The sequence below is a fragment of the Neobacillus sp. BP17 genome, assembly GCF_059579525.1.
Genome location: NZ_CM184198.1, coordinates 4171540 through 4193210, shown reverse-complemented (window position 1 = coordinate 4193210; position 21671 = coordinate 4171540). Strand labels below are relative to the sequence as shown.

26 protein-coding genes are annotated in these 21671 nt (G+C 37.5%); 23 read left to right on the top strand and 3 right to left on the bottom strand.

From position 1 onward, the window contains the following. Positions 1-204 precede the first annotated feature (204 nt). The 3 genes from AC4QJR_RS20475 (at position 205) to AC4QJR_RS20465 (ending at position 4481) form a co-directional block, all read left to right on the top strand. Entirely contained in the window at positions 205-2763 is a 2559-nt protein-coding gene (locus tag AC4QJR_RS20475; RefSeq protein ID WP_496524018.1) for a vitamin B12-dependent ribonucleotide reductase, read from the top strand. A gap of 224 nt (positions 2764-2987) precedes the next feature. Then, the gene (locus AC4QJR_RS20470) at positions 2988-3437 is read left to right on the top strand and encodes a C40 family peptidase (RefSeq protein ID WP_496524017.1); all 450 of its coding nucleotides are present in this window, start codon (positions 2988-2990) and stop codon (positions 3435-3437) included. Between the two features lie 159 nt (positions 3438-3596). Further along, the gene (locus AC4QJR_RS20465) at positions 3597-4481 is read left to right on the top strand and encodes a patatin-like phospholipase family protein (RefSeq protein ID WP_251457231.1); all 885 of its coding nucleotides are present in this window, start codon (positions 3597-3599) and stop codon (positions 4479-4481) included. 239 nt (positions 4482-4720) lie between these two features. On the opposite strand, the gene AC4QJR_RS20460 is transcribed toward AC4QJR_RS20465, so the two are convergent. Beyond that, entirely contained in the window at positions 4721-5116 is a 396-nt protein-coding gene (locus AC4QJR_RS20460) for an SA1362 family protein (protein WP_306460572.1), read from the bottom strand. A gap of 57 nt (positions 5117-5173) precedes the next feature. After that, positions 5174-6118 (bottom strand): DUF1385 domain-containing protein, encoded by a 945-nt coding sequence (locus AC4QJR_RS20455; protein WP_251457229.1) that lies wholly within the window; start codon positions 6116-6118, stop codon positions 5174-5176. A gap of 289 nt (positions 6119-6407) precedes the next feature. Here AC4QJR_RS20455 and AC4QJR_RS20450 point away from each other — a divergent pair, with 289 nt between their 5' ends. From AC4QJR_RS20450 to AC4QJR_RS20370, 17 genes are all read left to right on the top strand, one after another. Continuing rightward, positions 6408-6905 (top strand): YqhR family membrane protein, encoded by a 498-nt coding sequence (locus AC4QJR_RS20450; protein WP_496524016.1) that lies wholly within the window; start codon positions 6408-6410, stop codon positions 6903-6905. Positions 6906-6984: 79 nt separating this feature from the next. Continuing rightward, entirely contained in the window at positions 6985-8046 is a 1062-nt protein-coding gene (locus AC4QJR_RS20445; RefSeq protein WP_496524015.1) for a M24 family metallopeptidase, read from the top strand. Positions 8047-8067: 21 nt separating this feature from the next. Then, on the top strand, positions 8068-8625 hold the full coding sequence (efp, locus tag AC4QJR_RS20440; RefSeq protein WP_098571152.1) for an elongation factor P: 558 nt from the start codon (positions 8068-8070) through the stop codon (positions 8623-8625). 134 nt (positions 8626-8759) lie between these two features. Continuing rightward, positions 8760-9257, top strand: coding sequence for a DUF6803 family protein (locus tag AC4QJR_RS20435; protein WP_496524014.1), 498 nt, complete (start codon positions 8760-8762; stop codon positions 9255-9257). A gap of 150 nt (positions 9258-9407) precedes the next feature. Beyond that, positions 9408-9857 (top strand): PCYCGC motif-containing (lipo)protein, encoded by a 450-nt coding sequence (locus AC4QJR_RS20430; protein WP_496524013.1) that lies wholly within the window; start codon positions 9408-9410, stop codon positions 9855-9857. Between the two features lie 10 nt (positions 9858-9867). Next, a complete protein-coding gene (locus tag AC4QJR_RS20425) occupies positions 9868-10518 on the top strand; it encodes a c-type cytochrome (RefSeq protein WP_496524012.1) in 651 nt (216 codons plus the stop codon). A gap of 235 nt (positions 10519-10753) precedes the next feature. Continuing rightward, a complete protein-coding gene (locus tag AC4QJR_RS20420) occupies positions 10754-11806 on the top strand; it encodes a hypothetical protein (RefSeq protein WP_496524011.1) in 1053 nt (350 codons plus the stop codon). Positions 11807-11819: 13 nt separating this feature from the next. Continuing rightward, positions 11820-12272, top strand: coding sequence for a cytochrome c maturation protein CcmE (locus AC4QJR_RS20415; RefSeq protein ID WP_098571157.1), 453 nt, complete (start codon positions 11820-11822; stop codon positions 12270-12272). Positions 12273-12297: 25 nt separating this feature from the next. Then, the gene (locus AC4QJR_RS20410; RefSeq protein ID WP_496524010.1) at positions 12298-14280 is read left to right on the top strand and encodes a heme lyase CcmF/NrfE family subunit; all 1983 of its coding nucleotides are present in this window, start codon (positions 12298-12300) and stop codon (positions 14278-14280) included. A 1-nt stretch (position 14281) separates the two neighbouring features. Next, a complete protein-coding gene (locus AC4QJR_RS20405) occupies positions 14282-14788 on the top strand; it encodes a cytochrome c-type biogenesis protein (protein WP_098571159.1) in 507 nt (168 codons plus the stop codon). Positions 14789-14800: 12 nt separating this feature from the next. Next, a complete protein-coding gene (locus AC4QJR_RS20400; RefSeq protein WP_496524009.1) occupies positions 14801-15172 on the top strand; it encodes a hypothetical protein in 372 nt (123 codons plus the stop codon). Further along, positions 15169-16164: a hypothetical protein gene (locus tag AC4QJR_RS20395; protein WP_496524008.1), complete on the top strand. Its 996-nt coding sequence runs from the start codon at positions 15169-15171 to the stop codon at positions 16162-16164. Before AC4QJR_RS20400 ends, AC4QJR_RS20395 begins: the two co-directional genes overlap by 4 nt. Positions 16165-16188: 24 nt before the next feature. Further along, positions 16189-16893: an ABC transporter ATP-binding protein gene (locus tag AC4QJR_RS20390; protein ID WP_496524007.1), complete on the top strand. Its 705-nt coding sequence runs from the start codon at positions 16189-16191 to the stop codon at positions 16891-16893. After that, on the top strand, positions 16890-17570 hold the full coding sequence (locus tag AC4QJR_RS20385; protein WP_375375658.1) for a heme exporter protein CcmB: 681 nt from the start codon (positions 16890-16892) through the stop codon (positions 17568-17570). Before AC4QJR_RS20390 ends, AC4QJR_RS20385 begins: the two co-directional genes overlap by 4 nt. Positions 17571-17573: 3 nt before the next feature. After that, entirely contained in the window at positions 17574-18335 is a 762-nt protein-coding gene (locus AC4QJR_RS20380) for a cytochrome c biogenesis protein (RefSeq protein ID WP_496524006.1), read from the top strand. A 12-nt stretch (positions 18336-18347) separates the two neighbouring features. After that, on the top strand, positions 18348-18479 hold the full coding sequence (locus tag AC4QJR_RS20375) for a CcmD family protein (protein ID WP_081825327.1): 132 nt from the start codon (positions 18348-18350) through the stop codon (positions 18477-18479). 77 nt (positions 18480-18556) lie between these two features. Then, positions 18557-19066: a TlpA family protein disulfide reductase gene (locus AC4QJR_RS20370; RefSeq protein ID WP_496524005.1), complete on the top strand. Its 510-nt coding sequence runs from the start codon at positions 18557-18559 to the stop codon at positions 19064-19066. A 44-nt stretch (positions 19067-19110) separates the two neighbouring features. Here AC4QJR_RS20370 and AC4QJR_RS20365 read toward each other — a convergent pair whose 3' ends face one another. Then, a complete protein-coding gene (locus tag AC4QJR_RS20365) occupies positions 19111-19788 on the bottom strand; it encodes an SIMPL domain-containing protein (RefSeq protein ID WP_251457191.1) in 678 nt (225 codons plus the stop codon). 215 nt (positions 19789-20003) lie between these two features. On the opposite strand from AC4QJR_RS20365, the gene spoIIIAA reads away from it, so the two are divergent. From spoIIIAA to spoIIIAC, 3 genes are read left to right on the top strand one after another with little or no spacing between them, the layout of a single operon-like run. Further along, positions 20004-20927, top strand: a complete 924-nt coding sequence (gene spoIIIAA, locus AC4QJR_RS20360) for a stage III sporulation protein AA (protein WP_251457188.1) — start codon at positions 20004-20006, stop codon at positions 20925-20927. Next, entirely contained in the window at positions 20928-21443 is a 516-nt protein-coding gene (spoIIIAB, locus tag AC4QJR_RS20355) for a stage III sporulation protein SpoIIIAB (protein WP_098571168.1), read from the top strand. Between the two features lie 11 nt (positions 21444-21454). Further along, positions 21455-21658, top strand: a complete 204-nt coding sequence (gene spoIIIAC, locus AC4QJR_RS20350) for a stage III sporulation protein AC (protein ID WP_007084610.1) — start codon at positions 21455-21457, stop codon at positions 21656-21658. Positions 21659-21671 lie beyond the last annotated feature (13 nt).

The following is a 21671-nucleotide window of genomic DNA, read 5'->3' as shown; positions in this document are numbered from 1 at the left end:
TTTTTTGAGTTTGACAAAAAGAATCTTGTTTGTTTGATTTACAATATATAGTGGTGTCGAAAATATTTTCGGTACTATATATTGATATTTAGTTGATTTATTCTAGGTGCCTATGATAACCTAAAAATACAAACCAACTAGATATAGCGCAATACTGCTAGATTTAGCACAATAGGTAGATATTAACATGAAGGAGTTGTTCTCATGTCTGTAGTTTTTAGACATACAATGAATATTGATTTTGAAAGGTTGAATGAGGATATCCGCTTATTCCCCCAGGTGCATCCAGTTACCCCAGATATGAAAATAACTCACAAAGGTGTTTCTCGTTTGGTAATGTTGGACCGCTATACCTTTAAAGACACTGCAAAAATTACCCTTTCTAACGACGACTTCGTTGTTTTAACTATAAAAGAAGATCCGAAATTTCCAGCACGCGGCCTTGGCTATATCCAGGAAATCGATTGGGAAAAGAAAAAAGCAAAAGTTTTAGTGGAAGAGGAGTTTAGAGGAGTACTCGATGATCCTGAAGAAGCTAGCACAGGTGTGATTATTAGGTCATTAGATGTGATTGAAAAGCCGTTAGAGCTGTTCTACGAGCAAATTGCGAAGCGTAATGCTACTGGTCTGGCCTCTGTCGAAGAAACGGAAGAGAAGCGAAGAGAATGGACAGAACGGTTTTATCAAGAACTTGTAAACATGAACTTCATTCCTGCAGGCCGCGTTCTTTACGGTGCTGGGGCAGATACCGATGTTACTTACTTCAATTGCTATGTTATGCCTTTTGTCCCAGACTCACGTGAGGGTATCTCTGACCATCGTAAGCAGGTGATGGAGATTATGAGCCGTGGCGGCGGAGTTGGTACAAATGGCTCAACATTGAGACCGCGTAATACACTGGCCAGAGGCGTAAATGGTAAATCATCTGGTTCGGTTTCATGGTTGGATGATATTGCGAAGTTGACACATTTGGTTGAGCAGGGTGGATCAAGACGTGGAGCTCAGATGATCATGTTAGCAGACTGGCATCCAGACATTATTGAATTTATTATCTCTAAGATGCAAAATCCTAGAATTCTACGATTCTTAATTGAAAATACAAATGATGATACGATCAAAAAACTTGCAAAAGATAAATTAAAGTTTACCCCTCTAACTCTAAGTGAAACTGCAATGTACCAAGGAATTGTAAATTATAAAAACATTCAAGGTTTCGGTGGATTTGATGAAAAAATCATTGCTGATGCAGAAGAGAAATTATTAACCGGTGGTAACTACACGGTACACAATTCTGAGTTCCTTACTGGTGCAAATATTTCTGTTTGTTTAACAAAGGAATTTATGGAAGCTGTTGAAAACGATAGTGATTACGAACTGCGCTTCCCATATGTTGAACACTATGATCAAGAAGAAATGAAGATTTATAATGAAGAATGGCATAAAGTGGGAGATGTCCGCGAGTGGGAAAAACTTGGACATAAAGTACGGGTGTACAAAAAGTTCAAAGCAAAAGAACTATGGAACCTTATCAATATTTGTGCTACCTACTCAGCAGAACCAGGAATATTTTTTATCGACAATGCCAACGACATGACCAATGCAAAAGCATATGGCCAACAGGTAGTTGCAACAAACCCATGTGGGGAACAACCACTTGCACCATTTTCCGTCTGTAACCTTGCAGCAGTCAACTTGGCGGAAATGGCTGATAAAGAAACAAAGACGATCGATTTTGAAAAGCTTAAGCGAACAGTAGCCGTAGGAGTTCGGATGCAGGATAATGTCATCAATGCAACACCATACTTTCTTGAAGAAAATAAAAAGCAGGCACTTGGTGAGCGACGTGTAGGGCTTGGAGTAATGGGCTTGCATGACATGCTGATATATTGTGAAACAAAGTATGGATCACCAGAAGGAAACGAACTAGTCGATCAAGTTTTTGAAGTAATTGCAACTACTGCATACAGAACTTCAATTGAATTGGCGAAAGAAAAAGGAAGTTTCCCATTCTTAACTGGGAAAACAACAGGTGAAACTAATCGATTACGTCAAGCTTTCATCGATACAGGGTATATGAAGAAAATGCCTGAAGATATCCGCCAATCTATTTTAGAAAGTGGAATTAGGAACTCTCATTTACTAACGGTTGCTCCCACGGGATCCACTGGAACAATGGTTGGAGTCTCCACCGGCTTAGAGCCTTATTTCTCATTCTCTTATTTCCGCAGCGGACGTCTTGGTAAATTTATCGAAGTCAAAGCGGATATCGTGAAAGAATACCTTGATAAGCACCCTGAAGCGGATGAAAACAATCTTCCACATTGGTTTGTTACTGCGATGGAACTTACGACAGAAGCACATGCAGATGTTCAATGTGTCATCCAGCGCTGGATCGACAGTTCCATTAGTAAAACAGTCAACGCACCAAAAGGGTATAGCGTAGAACAGGTTGAAAAAGTATACCAGCGTTTATATCGTGGCGGAGCAAAAGGTGGAACTGTTTATGTTGATGGCTCACGTGATTCACAGGTACTAACACTGAAAGCAGAAGAAAACACCAATGAACAATTATCCATTTTTAATGAACAACCAAAACAGCATGTGGTCCTTGTTGATACAATCAGTGAACTTCGTTCAACAAGTGTGACCATCGGATCAGAAGTAGGAAACACATGCCCGGTGTGCCGTACCGGTAAGGTAAAAGAAATGGGCGGCTGCAACACGTGTACCAACTGCGGAGCCCAATTGAAATGTGGTTTATAATTTGTGAGTAATTAATGGGGGAAGAGTTTCCCCCATTTTTTTGCGTGATAAATGTCGATAAATCTGATAACTAATATGAAATTTACTACAATTCAAATGAATATTTACTAGAATTTTTAGAATAAAGTCGAAAATTGTAATATATCTGTAATCTACCTGTTACTTCGATGTTACTCTTTTTTTGTATATTAATAGTATCGAAGCACACAGGGGGATTAAACAAGATGTTGAAAAAAATCATTGCAGCCGTAGCTATGACAATTATTCTTAGTTCATTGTTTACCACTATGGGTGATAAAGCGGAAGCGGCCTCTTATCATACAAAAGCAATCAAAGTTGCAAAAGCAAATCTCGGAGTTCCATATCGATGGGGCGGGTTATCACCAAGAGGGTTTGACTGCTCAGGTTTGGTTAAATATTCTTATGGTAAGGCTGGTAAAGTATTGCCAAGGACGGCAGCTGAAATGTACTACAAAAAAGGATACAAAGTTAAATCTCTAAGAGTTGGGGACTTAATGTTCTTTGCACAGAATAAGGCAAGCAGGCCTAGTCATGTTGCGATATACATAGGTGGCGGAAAAATGATTCAATCTGCATCTTCAAAGGGAGTTTCCATCGCATCTACAAGCAACAGTTATTGGAAGCCAAGATTTATTGGAGCAAAAAGATTTTAATGAATAGTTAAGCGGTTTCAACCTCATTAATAAACCAAGAACATCGTGCAGAGACGATGTTCTTTTTTATTTACAAATTTTTTTGCTTGTCTACCGTACTATTTATGAATGCAACTGCTTAAAGATGTAAAAATAACTTCATCTTTAGGAGTGACTGCCATGTTTATAGACGGCGTTTTTTCCGGAGGAGGAATAAAAGGGTTTGCCTTAATTGGAGCCTGTGCAGAAATAGAAGATAAAGGTTTGCGATTTGTAAGGTTGGCAGGAACAAGTGCAGGATCCATCGTTGCTGCATTAATAGCCGCCGGTTATACCAGTAAAGAAATTTTCCAACTGGTCGACGAATTAGATCTTTCAAAACTACTGGATACCCGAAAAACAATCATTCCATTCCCATTTGCTAAATGGCTGTTTGTCTATTGGAGGCTGGGTCTTTATAAGGGAAACGAGCTTGAAAAATGGCTTTGTGAAAAACTTGAGGCTAAAGGGTTAAAAACATTTGCAGATTTACCCCCTCAGGCCCTTAGGGTCATCGCTTCAGACCTTTCAAATGGGCGAATGATTGTTTTACCAGACGACTTACAGAAGTATGGCATCTCACCCGGTTCCTTTTCCATTGCTAAAGCGATAAGAATTAGCTGCAGTATCCCATATTTTTTTGAGCCAGTAAAAATGCGTTCAATGGACGGTATGAATGTATTAGTTGACGGAGGAGTTTTGAGCAATTTTCCAATGTGGCTTTTTGACCAAGAGAATGTACAAAAAGTAAGACCAGTGCTCGGAATTAAATTAAATGCTAGTGAATATGAGCATGAAAAACATAAAATCAAAAATGCGGTACAATTATTTGCTGCCTTATTTGAAACGATGAAAGATGCCCACGATTCCAGGTATATTTCCAAAAAACATGTAAAGAATATAATCTTTATCCCAACTGAAGGTGTTTTATTTACGGAATTTTCATTAACAGAAGAAAAGAAACACGAATTATTTAATTTAGGAAAAGAAAAAGCGAAACAATTTTTGAAAACATGGGGGTATTAATTAAGATATATTTCTGCTTGTTCATAAAAATATGGCTGTGTTAAAGGACAATGTTGATTTTGGCACCCTGTTGATTGGAGTGGAGGGCACGAAGACTCCTGCGGGAGTACGGGGCAGGGGAGACCCCGCAGGAGCGCAGCGACGAGGAGGCTCCCCGGCACGCCCGCGGAAAGCGAAGTGCCTGGAACGGAAATCAACAGACTAGTTTAACACAGCCAAAAATATAAAAAATCGAGCGCCTATAGTGACGCTCGATTTTTCTTTTTCCCCTTTTTGCCGTCGATAACGGTCAAATGTGCAGGAGATTTCTTTTTTGTCTTGTTGCTTTTCTTTAATGAGGCTAACGTTCCGAGAGAAGAAGTCTTAACAGTTCCTTCCCCGCTCTTTTGTTGTAATCGTTTTTTTGATTTTTTTGCTGCTTTTAGAAATGCCCGCTGCTCTTTTTTCTGAGGGCTTGAGCCGGTAAACTTTCGAACTAGGAAATAAACGACTAAAACAACCAGTGCCATGACAGCTATACTTTGAATGAAACCGGCTGGATTAGCTGTAAATGTACCAATAACACCAAGTAATGCTAGAATAATAAGTCCCCCAATAACCACATTAACAAATGTCCGATTTTTCAAGAAAGCCACCTCCCTAAGAGCATCTTAAGCATTTTTATAATCTTTTAAACACGATAAAACAAAGATTTAGACAATTTCTTCACTTTCTATGGAGAACTCAGTTTCTTTCTCCATTTTCAATAATCGGTTAAAAGAAAGGATCGCCACTTCCACTTGGTCATCTTGAGGTTCCTTCGTTGTTATTAATTGAAGCCAAAGACCAGGTATCCCAAGATATTTCAAGACAGGAACATCTCTGAGTTTGTTTGTCACTTGAAGAATTTCAAAGGCGATTCCTAGAACAACCGGGATTAAAAGGAGTCGGTCGACAACCCGTAACCAAAGCGGAGTAGTAGGTACAAACATGTAAACAAAAACACCTACAATTACAGTAAATAAAATGAAACTGCTCCCACAGCGGTAATGGAGTCGAGAATGTGCCTGCACATTTTCTACAGTTAACTCTACACCTGCTTCAAACGTATTAATTACTTTATGTTCAGCTCCGTGATATTGAAACACTCTTTTTATCAATGGAGTAAGGGAGACAAAATAAATATAAGCTATTAGTAAGATTAGTTTAAAAAAGCCTTCCACTAGCACTTGAGCAAAATCAGAAGGGAAAATTGGTTTTGTTAAAACGGCAAGAAAAACTGGAATTAATGTAAAAGCGAATTTACCAAATAAAAATGAGATGACACCAATTGCTGCTACACCAAGATACATGGTTAATTTAGATACTTCTTTTTCTTTTATGATTTCATCTTCTTTTGGGTCAACATCAAATCTTTCCGTTGAAAAGTTTAAATGTTTTGATCCATTTGCACTCGACTCAATAATGGCAATAATCCCACGTAGAAAAGGGATTTTTTTTAACATTGTAAAATAAGGATTTGCTTTACGTGGCAAATGAAAATATTCTACAGATTGATCCTTTCTGCGAACCGCAGTAACATAATGATGCTTACCGCCAAACATAACTCCTTCGACAACCGCTTGGCCGCCATAAACGGGTTTTTGCGAACTAGACATATACATAACACCAACCTAATCAAAAGTTGCACAACAGCAGAAGTAGAAAAATCTGTATGTACTTAATTCTATTCTACTAGAAAAACAAAAAAACCTCTAGGAATGACATAATATTTCCAATTAAAAAAGTTTTTTTTTATGCAAGGGATTGAATACCTAAGGACATAATAAAAAATGGAGTTTATTATGGCTTTTTGTTGACCCTGTATTGTTTTAGGGACAGTATTACATGAATGATGGACGGCAAATAAGGCAGCAAAGAAGCAGAATGTTAATGGAGGTTGTTATTATGTCAAATGAGCAAAAACTAAGTAATTATCCTAAACCCATGTCCTTTCCGGTAATGGTCTTTTGGACAGGGTTATTTGGAGGCTTGTTTTGGGGAACAATTGGCTGGATTGCTTCCTATTTTAGTTTTACAGAAATTCGTCCTACTGTCTTACTGGAGCCCTGGGCGCTAGGCGATTGGAAGTATGAATGGCTTGGTACACTCATTTCCATCATTTTAATTGGAATTTGTTCAGTGGTTGCTGCATTTATTTACTATGCAGCCTTGAAAAAGTTCAAAGGTTTTTGGTTTGGTCTGGCGTATGGTCTTGTATTGTTTGCAGTGGTATTTTTCTTACTTAATCCACTCTTTCCGGGAATTAAGCCCTTCTTTGATTTAAACAGGGATACAATTATAACTTCCGTTTGTTTATATATCGTATATGGAATTTTTATTGGATATTCCATAAATTATGAGTATCAAAATAATAAAGTTCAAGAGAAAGAGGAATCAGCCTAAGTTTCGATTAGTCGGATTTGGTAGGTTATGATAAAATATTTTTGTCCTCATTGATTTGAAAAGGAGAGTGGAGAATATCATGGAAAAAATAGAAAAATTGAGATCTAATTTCTCAACACATGGAATAGATGGGATCTTGATCACAAGTCCATTTAATCGAAGGTATATATCTAACTTTACTGGTACCGCAGGTGTTGTATTAATTAGTGCAGATAAAGCGCAGTTTCTTACAGATTTCCGCTATATTGAACAAGCAGCTAAACAATGTCAGGGATTTGAGATTATAAAGACTACAGGATCTATCCCTGAGGAGGTAGCGGTCCAAGCAAAGAAACTTGGTATTCAAAAGCTTGGATTTGAAGCGGATTTTCTAACGTTTTCTTCTTTTAAATTATATGATAAGGAATTGGAAGCTGAACTAGTACCAATTTCCGGAGTAATTGAAAAGTTACGCTTGATAAAGACGGATTCAGAGCTTAAGATATTAAAGGTGGCAGCTGATATCGCGGATGCTGCATTTAAACATATTTTAGACTTCATTCGTCCAGGAAAAACGGAATTAGAAGTATCGAATGAGTTAGAGTTTTTTATGAGAAGAGCTGGTGCTACATCTTCTTCATTTGATACGATTGTTGCTTCAGGTCATCGCTCTGCACTTCCTCATGGTGTAGCAAGTGACAAAGTTATTGAGGCTGGAGATATTGTAACAATGGATTATGGATGTTATTACAATGGTTATGTATCTGATATTACAAGAACCGTGGCAGTTGGTGAGCCGAATGCCAAGCTTAAAGAGATTTATGAAATTGTTCTTGAAGCCCAATTACGTGGGATGGCGGGAATCAAACCAGGATTGACCGGTAAAGAAGCAGATGCAATCACACGAGATTACATAACAGAAAAAGGTTATGGTGAATACTTTGGACATTCAACTGGACACGGAATAGGACTTGAGATTCACGAGGGTCCAGGATTGTCGATGAAATCAGATGTCGTTTTAGAACCTGGCATGGTGGTAACATGTGAACCGGGCATTTATATCCCAGGTCTCGGCGGTGTTCGAATTGAAGATGATACGTTGATTACAAAAGACCATAACGAAGCACTTACACATTCTACAAAAGAACTAATAATACTGTAACGATTTTAGGAGGATTTTAACATGATATCTGTAAATGATTTTAAAACAGGATTAACAATTGAAGTTGATGGAGGCCTATGGCGTGTTCTGGATTTCCAACACGTAAAGCCAGGTAAGGGTGCAGCGTTTGTTCGTTCCAAACTTCGTAACCTACGTAATGGTGCCATTCAAGAAAAAACGTTTCGTGCAGGTGAAAAAGTAGAGAAAGCTCAAATTGATAATCGTAAAATGCAATATTTATATGCAAGCGGCGATAATCATGTGTTTATGGATATGGAATCTTATGAGCAGGTAGAATTACCAGCAGCAAACATTGAGTATGAATTAAAGTTCTTAAAAGAAAACATGGAAGTACACATTATGATGTTTAACTATGAAACCCTAGGGATTGAATTACCAAACAACGTTACTTTAGAAGTGACTGAAACAGAGCCAGGGATTAAAGGTGATACATCTTCCGGCGGTACTAAAAATGCTACTCTTGAAACTGGACTTAATGTTCAAGTGCCTTTCTTTATCAATCAAGGTGATAAATTAATTATTAACACTTCTGATGGTTCATACGTTTCTCGTGCATAATCATGATCAAAGCCTTAGTCCGGTAAATACGGATTAAGGCTTTTTTTTTAACAATTTCTCCATACTTTCTCCTAAGTTTCTGCACACTTTTTCACTACATTAAGGATGTAGAAAAATTAAAGGAGAAGATGAATATGAATATGACGCATTATATGGGATTATTAGCAGACAATCAACCTTGGAATTTATTGATTTTTATGGCGGTTCCAGTCATTTGTGCAGAAATCCTTGCGATATCGGAAATAGCGATATTGTTTACAAGAAAATTAGATGGTGCACTAAAAAAATTGAATAAAGTAACAGGTATCTTTGCAGGCTTTTATTTTACCGGAATATTTATTTACCTTATGAAATCGGCTTATATACCATTAACTGTTAATGGGGAGTGGAAAGGTTGGATTGACGTTGTAGCTGTTACTTTCTATTTACTTGGAATCATCCCATTTCTTGGCATGGCGCTGCTGGATTTAGGTCTTATTTTCAGACATAAAACTGAGGAAGAAAAACTGAAAATTCATGCTATATTTGTAAGTATTTTTCTAGTAGTTGCTCACATCGCAATGATATTTGGGATGATTGACCCATCACTTGGAACCGGTTCACCTTCTAGTCACGATATGATGAATATGTAATAAAGGATGAATAAGCAATGAGGAAAAAGTTAATAACTTAAACTACTTAAAAAACTTCACGAAATAGTAAGATTTAGTTACATTTTGACTAATCTCTTTTTGCTAAACTTAAAGAGTATTTAATACTATAGGGAAGGGGGGCAATAGATATTGAAACGAATTACATCTCTCTTGTTCCTTGGGATTTTGTTTGCCATTGTTGCAGCTGGCTGCAGTTCCAAACTAAGTGATGAAACCTGGAAACTTGATAAAAAACATTCGCCATTACCAGAGTTTGTTCTGAATACATCTGAAAAGGTTAATGAAACTTATGTTATGGCTGCAACTTATCCAGAAGTGGTAGCTTCGGTTCCTTGCTATTGTGGTTGCGTTGTCGAGGGGCATAAGAGCAATTTAGATTGCTTTGTAAAGCAGGTTGGTGAAAATAATGCAGTGACAGAGTGGGATTCACACGGAATATCTTGCGACACTTGTATCGATATAGCTAGAGATGCAGTTGAGATGCATCTTAGTGGAAAAAGTCCTAATAAAATTTATCAATTAATTACAGGTAAATATGAAGATATTGGGGAGCCAACCCCAACGCCCGAACCTAAGTAAGGGGTAACCCATGAAGAAAATATTAATCGGATTTTATATTTTGATTATTATTGGCATTATTGTCTGTATTAGTAATAGTGGCATTTTTAATAGCAAGAAGTCAGAGGCTATTGCTGCAGGTGAGAAAATCTACAAAAAAAATTGTATCTCCTGTCACGGTGAGACTGGAAAAGGAGAAGGCTCAAAAACTGGAACGGCGTTAAATAGCCAGAATTTTTTAAGCAATGTATCCGATAAAGATTTGTATAATTATATGAAGTATGGAAGAGATGGCACGGTTATGCCTGCCTACGGTCCCAGATTATCAGACAAGGACTTAAAGAATCTTGTTGCTTTTATTAGAGACTGGCAAACGAAGGAAATAACATTTGATACTCCAAAAACAATTGCTGGTGATCCTAAGCGTGGGATGGCGCAATTTAACTTGTATTGCCTTAACTGCCATGGTGAAGCTGGTATTGGTAAGGAGAAAATGGGAACAGCGCTTTCTAATCCACAATATTTGAAATACACTACTGATAAACAAATTTGGATTGATGCAGCTTATGGGCGTGAAGAAACACGGATGGGACCTTCATTAAAAGGTTTAGAAGGTGCACGTCAACTGAAGGAAAAGGATATTACCCATATTGTTACTTATATCCGTTCGTTGGAGAAGTAAAAACTATACTATTGTTGTAAGACCTGAATCTATCAAGTGGATTCAGGTCTTTTTTTTTGAATAGGGACCAAATGTGAACAATTTGTTGTGGATTTTTGACGAAAACGCAACGATTTATATCCTTTAACAAAATGTTCAAGAGTGATTCAACAAATAAGATCGGATAAAGATTATATTTATTCCAAAGAGGACTATAGTAAAAAATAGTATTTTCTTCAAGTCAAGGAGGATTAAGATGCTAAAGAAAAAGTGGTTGGCATTATTCGTAATCGCATCATTTTTAACGAATTTCATCATCCCGCAGGCTAGTGCTGAAACAGCCTTTCATGCAGAAAAATTTCCTTTTAAGGAAATGCAGATTCAAGTAATGCCAGAATTTGATTATCCCGAAGGTTGGTCACGTGATATTCCGTCATTATTAGTTGGTCAGTACGGAACCATTACCAATAAAAGTGGTCAAGATTATGATGGCAAGATAGAGATTGCCGTTCCAGCAATGGAAAAAGGATTTGAAGCCTTCTTAGTAGCAGAATTCCCTGAGAAAGATAAGCCTGAAGTACAGCGTCCGTATGATGTTGATAAAGAAAAAGGACTTATTACTTGGAAGCCAGCTAAGGCGATTAAGAATAATGAGACTTACGAATTTGTAATTGAGTACTATACAAAGTCAATCAAAGTGAAGGATAACAAGACTTTTACATATGAGCTTAAAAATAAAGCTACTATCGATCTTTTAGATGTAATTTTTTATGCTCCGATGGATGCTAAGGATATAAAAATTGAGCCAAAGGCCAAGAACAATTCGAAAAATGAATATGGAGAAGAGCTTTATTACTACCAATATAAAAATGTAAAAGCTGATGCAGGCTTAAAATACTCCTTTTCATATAAAAAAGATGGTACGGAATCTACGATGGAAGCTATAAACAAACAGCAGCCGCCAAACGATGAAAACCATAGTGGTGTAACTGCAACTGATCAAGTTGTTAAAAATGGTGGAACTACCGGTACTTCCAAACGTCCAATTATCGGACTTGGTGGTACAGCAATCATTGGTATAGCGATTGTTATAGCTGGGCTCTTTATATTCCTAGGCTTAAAAGGAAACTATCAATCAGCGTCTAAGGTTACCAAACAACCTAAAACACAACCAAAGAAACAAACTCAAACGGCAAAAAAGGACAATAAGATCAAAAATTCTGAGGAAAAGAAAGAATTACGAAAAAAGCTGTTAACAGGAAAGATTGATCAAGAAATGTACGAAGAGGAAATGAAAAAACTAATCTAATGAGGTGAGCAGGATGAAAAAAAATACGATTGTCATGCTTGGTGGATTTATAATTGCGGGCGCCATTGTTTTCCTTTTGATGGCAGCAACTCCTGGGTCAAGTGGAGTTGAACTAACAATGAAAGAACTATTGGCTACTCAAGAACAACATAAAGATGATTTTGTTACGGTTGAGGGTTTATTAATTGAAGACTCGATTAAATGGGATGCTAACAAAATTGAATTGAAATTTGATGTGAAAGATAACGACGGCAATGTTATGCACGTCATTCACAACGGAACTAAGCCGGATAATTTTTCAGAAGGTGTTATCACGATTCTCCAAGGAGCACCAACCAAAAAGAACACATTTGTTGCAGAAACAGTTAAAACAAGATGTCCGTCCAAATATGAAGGAAAAGATATCAAGGATTACGACCCAGAGACTCATAAAGATAAGTTAAATAAAACACCGAATGAAAAATAACAGGCTAACTTAAGAAGGTGACGAAATGTATTTATTTTCCAATGCAACAATTTATATAGGCTTAGCCATTGCGATTTATTCTCTTCTTATTATCACGTTGGGGATTAGCAAGAAAAATCAAAAATACGTTAACAGTGGTAAAGGTGGATTAATAGCATTATTAGTTTGTTCCTCACTTGCCATGCTATCATTGTTCTACCTTTTAGCAACCTCTCAATTTCAATATGAATATGTTCATGATTACACAAGCAGTGAGCTCCCTATTATCTATAAACTGACGGCACTCTGGGCTGGTAATGCCGGATCGTTGTTATTGTGGACGTTTTTCTTAACTTTATATACCTGTATGATTGCTTTCTCACGGAAGTTAAAGGGGAACCCAATGGTCCCATACATATCTGCCATTTTACTAGCTAATGCTGTTTTCTTCTTCTTTATTCTAGGCTTTGTAGCGAAACCTTTCATTCTATTAGATGAGATTCCAATCGAAGGTAAAGGCTTAAATCCAATGCTTCAAAACCCTGGTATGATTATACATCCAGTCACACTTTACTTAGGATATGTTGGACTTGCCATACCATTTGCCTTTGCGATGGCCGCACTGATTTTGAAAAATGTTGATGATTTCTGGATTAAAATGACAAGACGCTGGACGATTATTGCTTGGTTATTTTTAAGTCTGGGTAATATCTTTGGCGGGCAATGGGCTTATGTTGAACTTGGGTGGGGCGGATACTGGGCATGGGATCCAGTTGAAAATGCTTCCTTTATGCCGTGGCTAACGGCTACTGCATTCTTGCACTCTGTTATGATTCAAGAACGAAAAAACATGTTAAAGGTATGGAATATTAGCTTAATCATTGTATCCTATGCACTTACTTTATTTGGCACATTCCTTGTACGAAGCGGGGTACTGACTTCTGTCCATGCCTTCGCCAATTCAAATCTAGGATTATACTTCTTAATCTTTATGGGCGTGGCAGTGATTGGAGCGCTTTATGTATTGATGAGCCGATACAACCTGCTAAAAAGGAGTGCAGGTGAATTTAACTCCTTTGTGTCTAAAGAAAGCAGCTTCTTAATTAATAATTTATTACTTGTTGGGGCTGCCTTTGCTGTATTTTGGGGAACCATTTTCCCATTAGTATCGGAAGCAGTTCGGGGTACAAAAGTGACGGTGGGACTCCCATTCTTTAATAAGGTTGAAGCACCGATTTTATTATCAATGATGTTTATCATGGCGGTTTGTCCATTGCTTGCTTGGCAGAAATCTACCGTAAAAAATCTTAGGAAAAACTTTATGATTCCGGCAATCCTAGCAATTCTAGCGATGATTTTAATGGTAGTATTGGGAATTCAAAAGGCCTGGGCAGTCATTGGTTACGGTGTTATCAGTCTATTATTAATAACTCATTTCTTGGAGTTTTATAGAGGTGTGAAAGCCAGAAGAAAAATGACCAAGGAATCTCCACTAGTTGCCCTCTATCGCTTAATGATCCGAAATCGACGCAGATATGGCGGATATATCGTTCACCTTGGAATTGCTTTTATTACGATGGGGATTATTGGTTCACAGAACTATGATTTACAAACAATGAAAACGGTCGATTTAGGAAAGTCAATTGAATTACAAGATTATCGAATCAACTATGAACGGCTAGATCAGAAAAAAGAAGGAATTAACGACATCGTTTATGCCGATGTAACTGTGTTTAGAAATGGTAAAAAGCTGGGCACATATCAGCCGGAAAAGGTTTTTTATGGAAACTGGGAACAGCCGTCTTCTGAAGTGGCCATTATATCCTCACTTAAGGAAGACTTATACATCGTATTAAGCGCATGGGAAGACGATGGAAAAGCTACCTTTGTTGTAAAAGTTAATCCCATGATGAATTGGTTGTGGATTGGATCATTCATGATTGTTATTGGCGCACTATTCGCCGTCTGGAATGGAAAATATGGAAATGTAACTCCGAGATACACAGGAGTTCGTAAAGAGGTGTCTTAATATGAAAAGTAAAATATATATGGGGCTCCTTATTATCTTAGCCATATTTCAAGGATCATTCCTTCGTGCGGAAGCTGCAAAACAGATTGACTATAAATCTGCCGAATTCAAAGCTGTTGCTCAGCAATTCGCCTGCACATGTGGCTGCGGTCAGGATCATTATGAATGTGATCCGAATACATGTAATCTAACAACTGAGTTTAAAGCAGACTTAGTTGATATGATGAACAAGGGCTGGGATAAGGATAAAATTCGTGAATATTACGTCAATATTTATGGGGAAGAGATATTAACTTCACCAGAGAAAAGTGGTTTTAGCCTAACCGCTTGGGTACTGCCGTTTGTTGTAATAGGAGCAGCAGGAATTGCAGTGTTTTTCATCATCCGTAAATGGGTGAAGAAAAAAGGAACAGAAGAAGATGTGGCGGAATATGAGAGTCCCGAGGATGAAGTAGAAGGAGAAATCCTTTCCTCTATCATTGATGAAGAACGCAAAAAGTATCTTTAGGATGTGAACAATATGCAAGATATCACCGTCATTTCGATGATTTTTACTACCATTTTAGCGCTTGCTTGTCTATTTCTAATCTTATCACCTTTATTTAAGTGGGATACGTATATACAGGTTTCTTCTAAAGGAAAAGATATCAATGTTACCAAAGAAGCACTTTTGACCACTCTTAATGAAATAGAATTTGAGTTCAAGATGGATAAAATCTCACACGCTGATTATAAGCATTTAAAGAAACAATACGAGACAGAAGTGGCTAGTATTATGAAGGAAGAAGAATTAATGATAACGAATATCGACAGAGAATTAATGGATGAAGTGGAAAAAGAAATTGAAGCTCAGATGAAGACCTATAAGAACAAAAAGGGGGAAGGAAAGTGATCAATAAAATCACCGTTTTCTTCCTCGGGCTGATGCTGTTAATCCCTTTACATGGATTAGCGGCATCAGATTCAAAGGTTTCAATTGATATGCATTATATCGTGATTAGTCCTACAGAAGACGGCGGGACGAATATGATGAATATGGTTAACTATACAAATACCGCAGACCATGTATATAAAGGGGACGGAAAAAGCGAAGCTGTCTTAAATGTAACCCTTCCTGAAGGAGCAGAAGATCTTAACTTTTTAGATAATCAAATTGCCTTTAAAGAGAAGAATAAGGGGTTCATTACAACCACACCAATTCCAGCCAATCAAACGATGGTATTGCCATACAGTTATAGAATGGCAAAACGGAAAGTAATAAGTTTAAAATCTGACTATTCCGTACAAATGATGCAGATTCTCGTTCCAGAAGGAAGAGGAAGTATTGAAGTAAAAGGCGCTGAAGCGACAAGTCAAGGCAGCTTCAAATTTGATGATCAAAATTACTTTGGCTATAGTATTGAAGGACTTAAGGCTAATCAGGCGTTTACTCTGGTTTATAACAAAGACGTTCAGCCACCGGCAGATGAAACCAAAGAAGCGGAAACAACTAGTGAAAGTGGAAATAATAGTTCAGTCACACACACAGCGCCTGCTTTCCATAATCCTGGTCATCTAAGAATTTGGGCACAATCCCCATTACATCGCTTTAACCCGCATGTGTTCTTGATTATTTTAGTGGCGATTGTCATTGCAGGAATCTCTTATTATATCTATTTTAGGAGGAAAGCAAGAATACTTGATGAACGCCTTGGGGCAGATAAGGAAGAGAAAGCATTTAAACTATTAATGACCAAGCAAAAAGCAATTATGGATAAGATCATAGAATTGGAAGAATCCTTCGGTGATGGGAAGTTTTCAGAGGATGAATACCACGCAAAGCTTGAGGCATATAAACAACATCTTGTCCAAGTAAAATTAAATCTGCGTAACTTTGTAGAGTAGCAGCTGGGATGGGAGAGACTTCATATGATAGAAATAAAAAAGCTAACGAAGCAAGCCGATAATAAACTTATCTTGCGTGGTGTAGACCTCTTAATCAATAAAGGCGAAACAGTTGCCATACTCGGACCCAATGGAGCAGGGAAAAGTACACTTCTTAAAGTGCTGGCAACCTTAATAAAACCTACATCAGGACTGATACAGGTTAATGGTATGGATTTGAAAAAAAACGATATAAAAATAAAAAAAATAATGGGTTATTTACCCCATTCCAGCTTGCTTTATGATCATTACACACCATTAGAAAATATTGTCTTCTTCGGAAATATATATGGTGTTAAGAATGTTGAACAACGAGCAACGGAGCTTGTTAAAGAGGTAGGCTTATCATTCTTTTTGAATGAACCTGTAAAGAACTTCTCACGCGGGATGATTCAAAGGATTGCTATCGCAAGGGCCATCGTTCATGAACCAGAAATCCTCTTATTGGACGAGCCGCACACCGGGTTGGACCAAGGGGCTATTGGGATATTGAATAATGTGATCCTTTCTATGAAAGCAAAAGGGACGACTACTTTGATGGTAACACATGATTTTAAACAAGCGGCTGAAATCTGCGACAGGATTATTATTGTTAAAAATGGAAAGATTGTCGATGATTTTAGGATTGAAAATCAAAACTTAGGATATGTTTCTGAGAAATATGAACAATTAGTGGAGGGAGTATCATGAACATTTTTCGAACAGCCCTCTTACTAGCTAAAAAGGATCTATATTCCGAGCTAAAAACAAAGCAAATAATGGTCACACAAATTATATTTGCTGGTCTAGTGATTGTGGTTTTCAGCTTTGCCTTTGACCCTGCTAATAATACAACCAAAGCAGTTATTCCGGGGGTGATTTGGGTCATTATCGTTTTTGCAGGAATTTTAGGTCTGAACAGGTCGTTTATTTCAGAGCAGCGGAATGATACGATGCAAGGATTATTGGTGGCACCAATGGAGGCAGCCAGTATTTATTTAGGAAAGTTCTTAGCCAATTTTACCATGATGCTGATTGTGGAACTTGTTTCGATCCCGTTTTTGTTCCTATTATTTGATTTCAAATTCTATGGAAGTCTTCCATATTTTATCTTAGTAGTATTCTTGGGAAGTTTTGGATTTATTGCGATTGGTACATTCCTTGCTGCATTAGCAGCCAATTCTAAAAGCAGTGAAATGCTGCTTCCGCTCTTGCTGTTCCCGATAACAACACCCATCTTAATCGGTGTTGTCCAAGCGACAAGAATCATCCTAACCAACATGGAGAAATTTTCAAGTGCCGTGGCGTGGATTCAGTTGGTTACAGCGTACGATGTTATCTTCTTTGTTGTGTGTTTCTTATTAATAGATTATGTGCTGGAGGTTTAAGTGATGAGTATGAATCTCGAACGGGAGAAAGCAGTGTTTCCTGGAACTCAATTAACTGTTAAAAATAACCTGGATCTGTCAAAGATTTTATTTGGTGCGACAGTTATTTCGATGCTGGTTGCCTTGTATTTTATCTTTATCTTTGCTGCTGAGGAAGTAACGATGGGAGCAGCCCAGAAAATCTTTTATTTTCATGTAAGCTCTGCATGGCTTGCATTCATGGCATTCTTTGTAACATTTGTATTTAGTATATTGTTTTTAATCAAACGGAAAAGAATTTTTGACACCTATGCCTATATTTCTGCGGAAATTGGAGTGGTGTTTACAATCATCGTTTTAACGACAGGTCCGATTTGGGCAAAATCTTCATGGAATACTTGGTGGGTATGGGAACCGCGGTTAATTACCACGTTGATTCTATTTTTCATCTATATTGCCTACATAATGATCCGACAAATGGATGGAGTTTGGGATAAAAAAGCCAGGCTGGCTGCTGTATTTGGAATTATCGGGTTTGCTGATGTTCCGATTGTATTCTTCGCGATTCGCTGGTGGCAAACAAAGTTTCACCCAATTGTATTTGGTGAGGGACCTTCTCAAAAAGGTGGAGGTATTGAAGGTACCATGTTAGTAGCCCTGTTTGTTTCACTTGCAGCATTTACCATTCTTTATTCTTACCTTCTTCAAAAAGGTGTTTCCTTTGAAAAAATGAAACTTAAAGTTGAGCAGTATAAAGAAAAATTACGAGAAGACTTGGAAAAATAGGAGGAATTTATCATGGGATTTGAATTTATGTATGGTGCGTATTCAGTGGCGTGGGTTGTTATATTCTCATATATGCTAATACTTGGGAAGAGACATACAAAACTGAAGAAAGAAATTGAATTCTTAAAACAACTAGAAAAATAATTAGTATGTAATTTAGGGCCTGTGTAGAATTTACAGGCCTTTTGCATAGAACCTTAGAGGTGTCAGGAGGAAGTACGATGAACAAGCGGGTCATTAAATTACTCGTATTGATTCTTATTGTAGGTATGTTCGGTTTCTTTGGTTATAGTTTAGTAACAAAAGGCAAACATACAGATGTAGGGGATAAAGCGTATAATTTTTCATTGCCAAATTTAGATGGAAGTACAACCAAACTCAGTGATTTTAAGGGAGAGGTTGTCATTTTGAATTATTTTGCCTCATGGTGTGCTCCGTGTAAGGAAGAGTTACCGGAACTAGAATCGTTCCAAAAAGAATATGGGGCTAAGTATAATTTTCTGATGATTAATCGCGGAGAGACCATGGATAAGATTAATAAAGTAACAGAGAAAAATAAAGCTGGAATGAATTATTTATTCGATTATAATTCTAAAGTTTCGAAAATGTATAATGTGACAGGGCAGCCTGAAACCTTTGTAATTGATAAACAAGGGGTAATAAGAGAGCATTTTAATGGTCCAGTTACAGAAATGCAATTATATAATTGGGCAAAGAAATATGATAATTAAACCACAAAAAAGGATTGAACCATAAAAATTGGTTCAATCCTTTTTTAATGTGAAGAAGTAAATTTAAATTCTGCGATTACTTCAGCTTTGACTTTTATTTGTCCCGGTTCTAATGGTGTGGAAGTCATTCCTTTCACGAAAGTGGCAGACTGATTAAAGACAGGCTGGACGGTACTTCCTCCTTCGATGATTTGAATTGGAGTTGGTCTTAACGAAACCTTTATGGTGCTTGCAATGGTTTTAGCTTTTTCAGAGGCATTATTTACAGCAAGAACTAAGGCCTGCTGATAAAATAATTCTTTGTTTTTTGCAGTAAATTGAACATTAGAGACGTAGTTTACCCCATTCTGAACAGCGGTGTCAACAACCTTTCCAATGATTGATAAATCATCAATTATTACTTTTAAAATATGAGTAATTTTATAGCCGCGAAATATTTGTTTCCCTTGATCATAATCATAATCGGATTCAATACGATAATCGAAAGTTTGAATATGATTTTTTGTAATACCTAGTTCAATAAGTGAGTCGATTACTTTAGTTGCTTCAGCGGAGTTTTGTTGTTGCGCCGTGATTAATTGCTTACTTTCAGTAATAATCCCTAAGTTTACTGAAGCTGAGTCAGGTTGTACGTCTATTTCTCCCTCACCTGATACTTTAATTAAGTTGCTCCTGTGAGGGTGTCTATTGCGGTCAAGGGGAGGGGAATTGAAATTGTACACTTTTTAACGCCTCCTTGATGGATATTCTTTCCTATAAAACACGGTTTACCTTATGATACGTTCTGAGATTTAATTCATTCCTGTTAACTTATCAACTTTGTTCTAGCAATAATCTAGGATATTGAAAAAGAATTGACAGATTTGAAAGTCATAATGTGACCAAGCAGGCATACATTTTAAATAATGATAAATGCAAATAAGAGGAGGTTGCACACGTGGAAAAAATCTTAAACTTTTTACCTAAAAAAATAGCAGACCTAATCAGCAAAATCCCTCCTAACCTAAAAGAAGAATTAGAAGAAATTCGTATTCGCATCAATCGCCCTATTGAAATAACAATGAGAGGGAAACCCAGATTTTTATCCTATATTATCCAACCAGAAGATGCTATTCATCTAATGAATAAAATAAGTCATTTCTCCATCTATACACTTGAAGAGGAGCTTAAGCAGGGGTTTATCACTGTTTCTGGAGGACATCGGATTGGACTCGCAGGCAAGGTAATCCTAGAGGGTGGCAAGGTGAAGGCTATTAGAGATATTTCCTCTTTTAATATCCGGATTGCCAGAGAGAAGGTGGGAATAGCAGAACCTCTTATACCATACATCTATCAAGGCAGATGGATGCATACCATGGTGATTGGACCGCCCCAAACCGGTAAAACAACATTACTTCGTGATATTGCAAGAATTGCCTCCTCGGGATTCGGAGTAAGCGGAATAGAGTCAAGTAAGGTCGGAATTGTAGATGAACGAAGTGAAATTGCCGGTTGTGTTCATGGAATCCCACAATTGACTTTTGGTGACCGCTTAGATGTATTAGATGCCTGTCCGAAAGCTGAAGGAATGATGATGATGATCCGCTCTATGAGTCCAGATATATTGGTAGTTGATGAAATCGGACGGAAAGAAGATAGTGAGGCGATCCAAGAGGCTGTTCATGCAGGAATTACTTTGATGATGACCACACATGGGACGAGCATTGAAGAAGTAAAGAACAGACCATCTCTACGATATATTCTCGAACAAAGAATCTTTCAACGGTTTATTGTTCTTGATAGGTCATCAGGACCAGGTACAATTACACACATTTTAGATGTGAATGGAAATGAAATGAATCAAAAAGTGAGAGTGACATAAATGATTAAGCTAATAGGTGCTGTTTTCATAATTGTCGCAACAACCTGGATTGGGTTTGAGATTTCCAGACGCTTTAGTGAACGGCCAAGACAGCTCAGAGCATTAAGGTCTGCACTTCAATCACTTGAAGCAGAAATCATGTATGGTCATACACCGTTACACGAAGCGGCCCGAAGGTTAGCCGACCAATTATCAAAACCACTTTCGCCCTTTTTTGAAGCCTTTTCCAAGAAATTAACAGACACAGAGACAACGGTTAAAGAAGCCTGGGAAACGAGTTTAAGAGATATATGGAGTTCCACAGCATTAAAGCAGGGAGAATTTGAAATAATGAAGCAATTCGGGGAAACCCTAGGCCGGCATGATCGGATCTCCCAGCAAAAACACATTATGCTGACACTGACACATCTAGAAAGAGAAGAGGCAGAAGCGGTTCAAGCACAAGCCACATACGAAAAAATGGTAAAGAGCCTGGGATTTTTGTCAGGGTTATTATTGATTATTTTATTATTTTAGGGGGAAAAGCAATGGGGTTAGAAGTGGATATCATATTTAAAATTGCCGGTGTGGGAATCGTGGTTGCCTTTTTGCATACCGTTTTGGACCAAGTGGGAAAAAAAGAATACGCTCAGTGGGTCACGCTGTTTGGGTTTATTTATATTTTATTTCAGGTAGCTTCAATTGTGGATGATCTCTTTCAAAAAATTAAATCCGTATTTTTATTTCAATAAAGGAGGGGCCCTA

Excerpts from the sequence above, each read along its gene's own strand:
- AC4QJR_RS20405 (WP_098571159.1), top strand. The coding sequence starts at position 14,282 with ATGAAAAGTAAAATATATATGGGGCTCCTTATTATCTTAGCCATATTT.
- AC4QJR_RS20425 (WP_496524012.1), top strand. The coding sequence starts at position 9,868 with ATGAAGAAAATATTAATCGGATTTTATATTTTGATTATTATTGGCATT.
- AC4QJR_RS20415 (WP_098571157.1), top strand. The coding sequence starts at position 11,820 with ATGAAAAAAAATACGATTGTCATGCTTGGTGGATTTATAATTGCGGGC.
- AC4QJR_RS20435 (WP_496524014.1), top strand. The coding sequence starts at position 8,760 with ATGAATATGACGCATTATATGGGATTATTAGCAGACAATCAACCTTGG.
- AC4QJR_RS20370 (WP_496524005.1), top strand. The coding sequence starts at position 18,557 with ATGAACAAGCGGGTCATTAAATTACTCGTATTGATTCTTATTGTAGGT.
- AC4QJR_RS20375 (WP_081825327.1), top strand. The coding sequence starts at position 18,348 with ATGGGATTTGAATTTATGTATGGTGCGTATTCAGTGGCGTGGGTTGTT.
- AC4QJR_RS20380 (WP_496524006.1), top strand. The coding sequence starts at position 17,574 with ATGAGTATGAATCTCGAACGGGAGAAAGCAGTGTTTCCTGGAACTCAA.
- AC4QJR_RS20470 (WP_496524017.1), top strand. The coding sequence starts at position 2,988 with ATGTTGAAAAAAATCATTGCAGCCGTAGCTATGACAATTATTCTTAGT.
- AC4QJR_RS20420 (WP_496524011.1), top strand. The coding sequence starts at position 10,754 with ATGCTAAAGAAAAAGTGGTTGGCATTATTCGTAATCGCATCATTTTTA.
- AC4QJR_RS20390 (WP_496524007.1), top strand. The coding sequence starts at position 16,189 with ATGATAGAAATAAAAAAGCTAACGAAGCAAGCCGATAATAAACTTATC.
- AC4QJR_RS20450 (WP_496524016.1), top strand. The coding sequence starts at position 6,408 with ATGTCAAATGAGCAAAAACTAAGTAATTATCCTAAACCCATGTCCTTT.
- AC4QJR_RS20385 (WP_375375658.1), top strand. The coding sequence starts at position 16,890 with ATGAACATTTTTCGAACAGCCCTCTTACTAGCTAAAAAGGATCTATAT.
- AC4QJR_RS20475 (WP_496524018.1), top strand. The coding sequence starts at position 205 with ATGTCTGTAGTTTTTAGACATACAATGAATATTGATTTTGAAAGGTTG.
- AC4QJR_RS20465 (WP_251457231.1), top strand. The coding sequence starts at position 3,597 with ATGTTTATAGACGGCGTTTTTTCCGGAGGAGGAATAAAAGGGTTTGCC.
- AC4QJR_RS20455 (WP_251457229.1), bottom strand. The coding sequence starts at position 6,118 with ATGTCTAGTTCGCAAAAACCCGTTTATGGCGGCCAAGCGGTTGTCGAA.
- spoIIIAB (WP_098571168.1), top strand. The coding sequence starts at position 20,928 with ATGATTAAGCTAATAGGTGCTGTTTTCATAATTGTCGCAACAACCTGG.
- spoIIIAC (WP_007084610.1), top strand. The coding sequence starts at position 21,455 with ATGGGGTTAGAAGTGGATATCATATTTAAAATTGCCGGTGTGGGAATC.
- AC4QJR_RS20400 (WP_496524009.1), top strand. The coding sequence starts at position 14,801 with ATGCAAGATATCACCGTCATTTCGATGATTTTTACTACCATTTTAGCG.
- AC4QJR_RS20410 (WP_496524010.1), top strand. The coding sequence starts at position 12,298 with ATGTATTTATTTTCCAATGCAACAATTTATATAGGCTTAGCCATTGCG.
- efp (WP_098571152.1), top strand. The coding sequence starts at position 8,068 with ATGATATCTGTAAATGATTTTAAAACAGGATTAACAATTGAAGTTGAT.
- AC4QJR_RS20445 (WP_496524015.1), top strand. The coding sequence starts at position 6,985 with ATGGAAAAAATAGAAAAATTGAGATCTAATTTCTCAACACATGGAATA.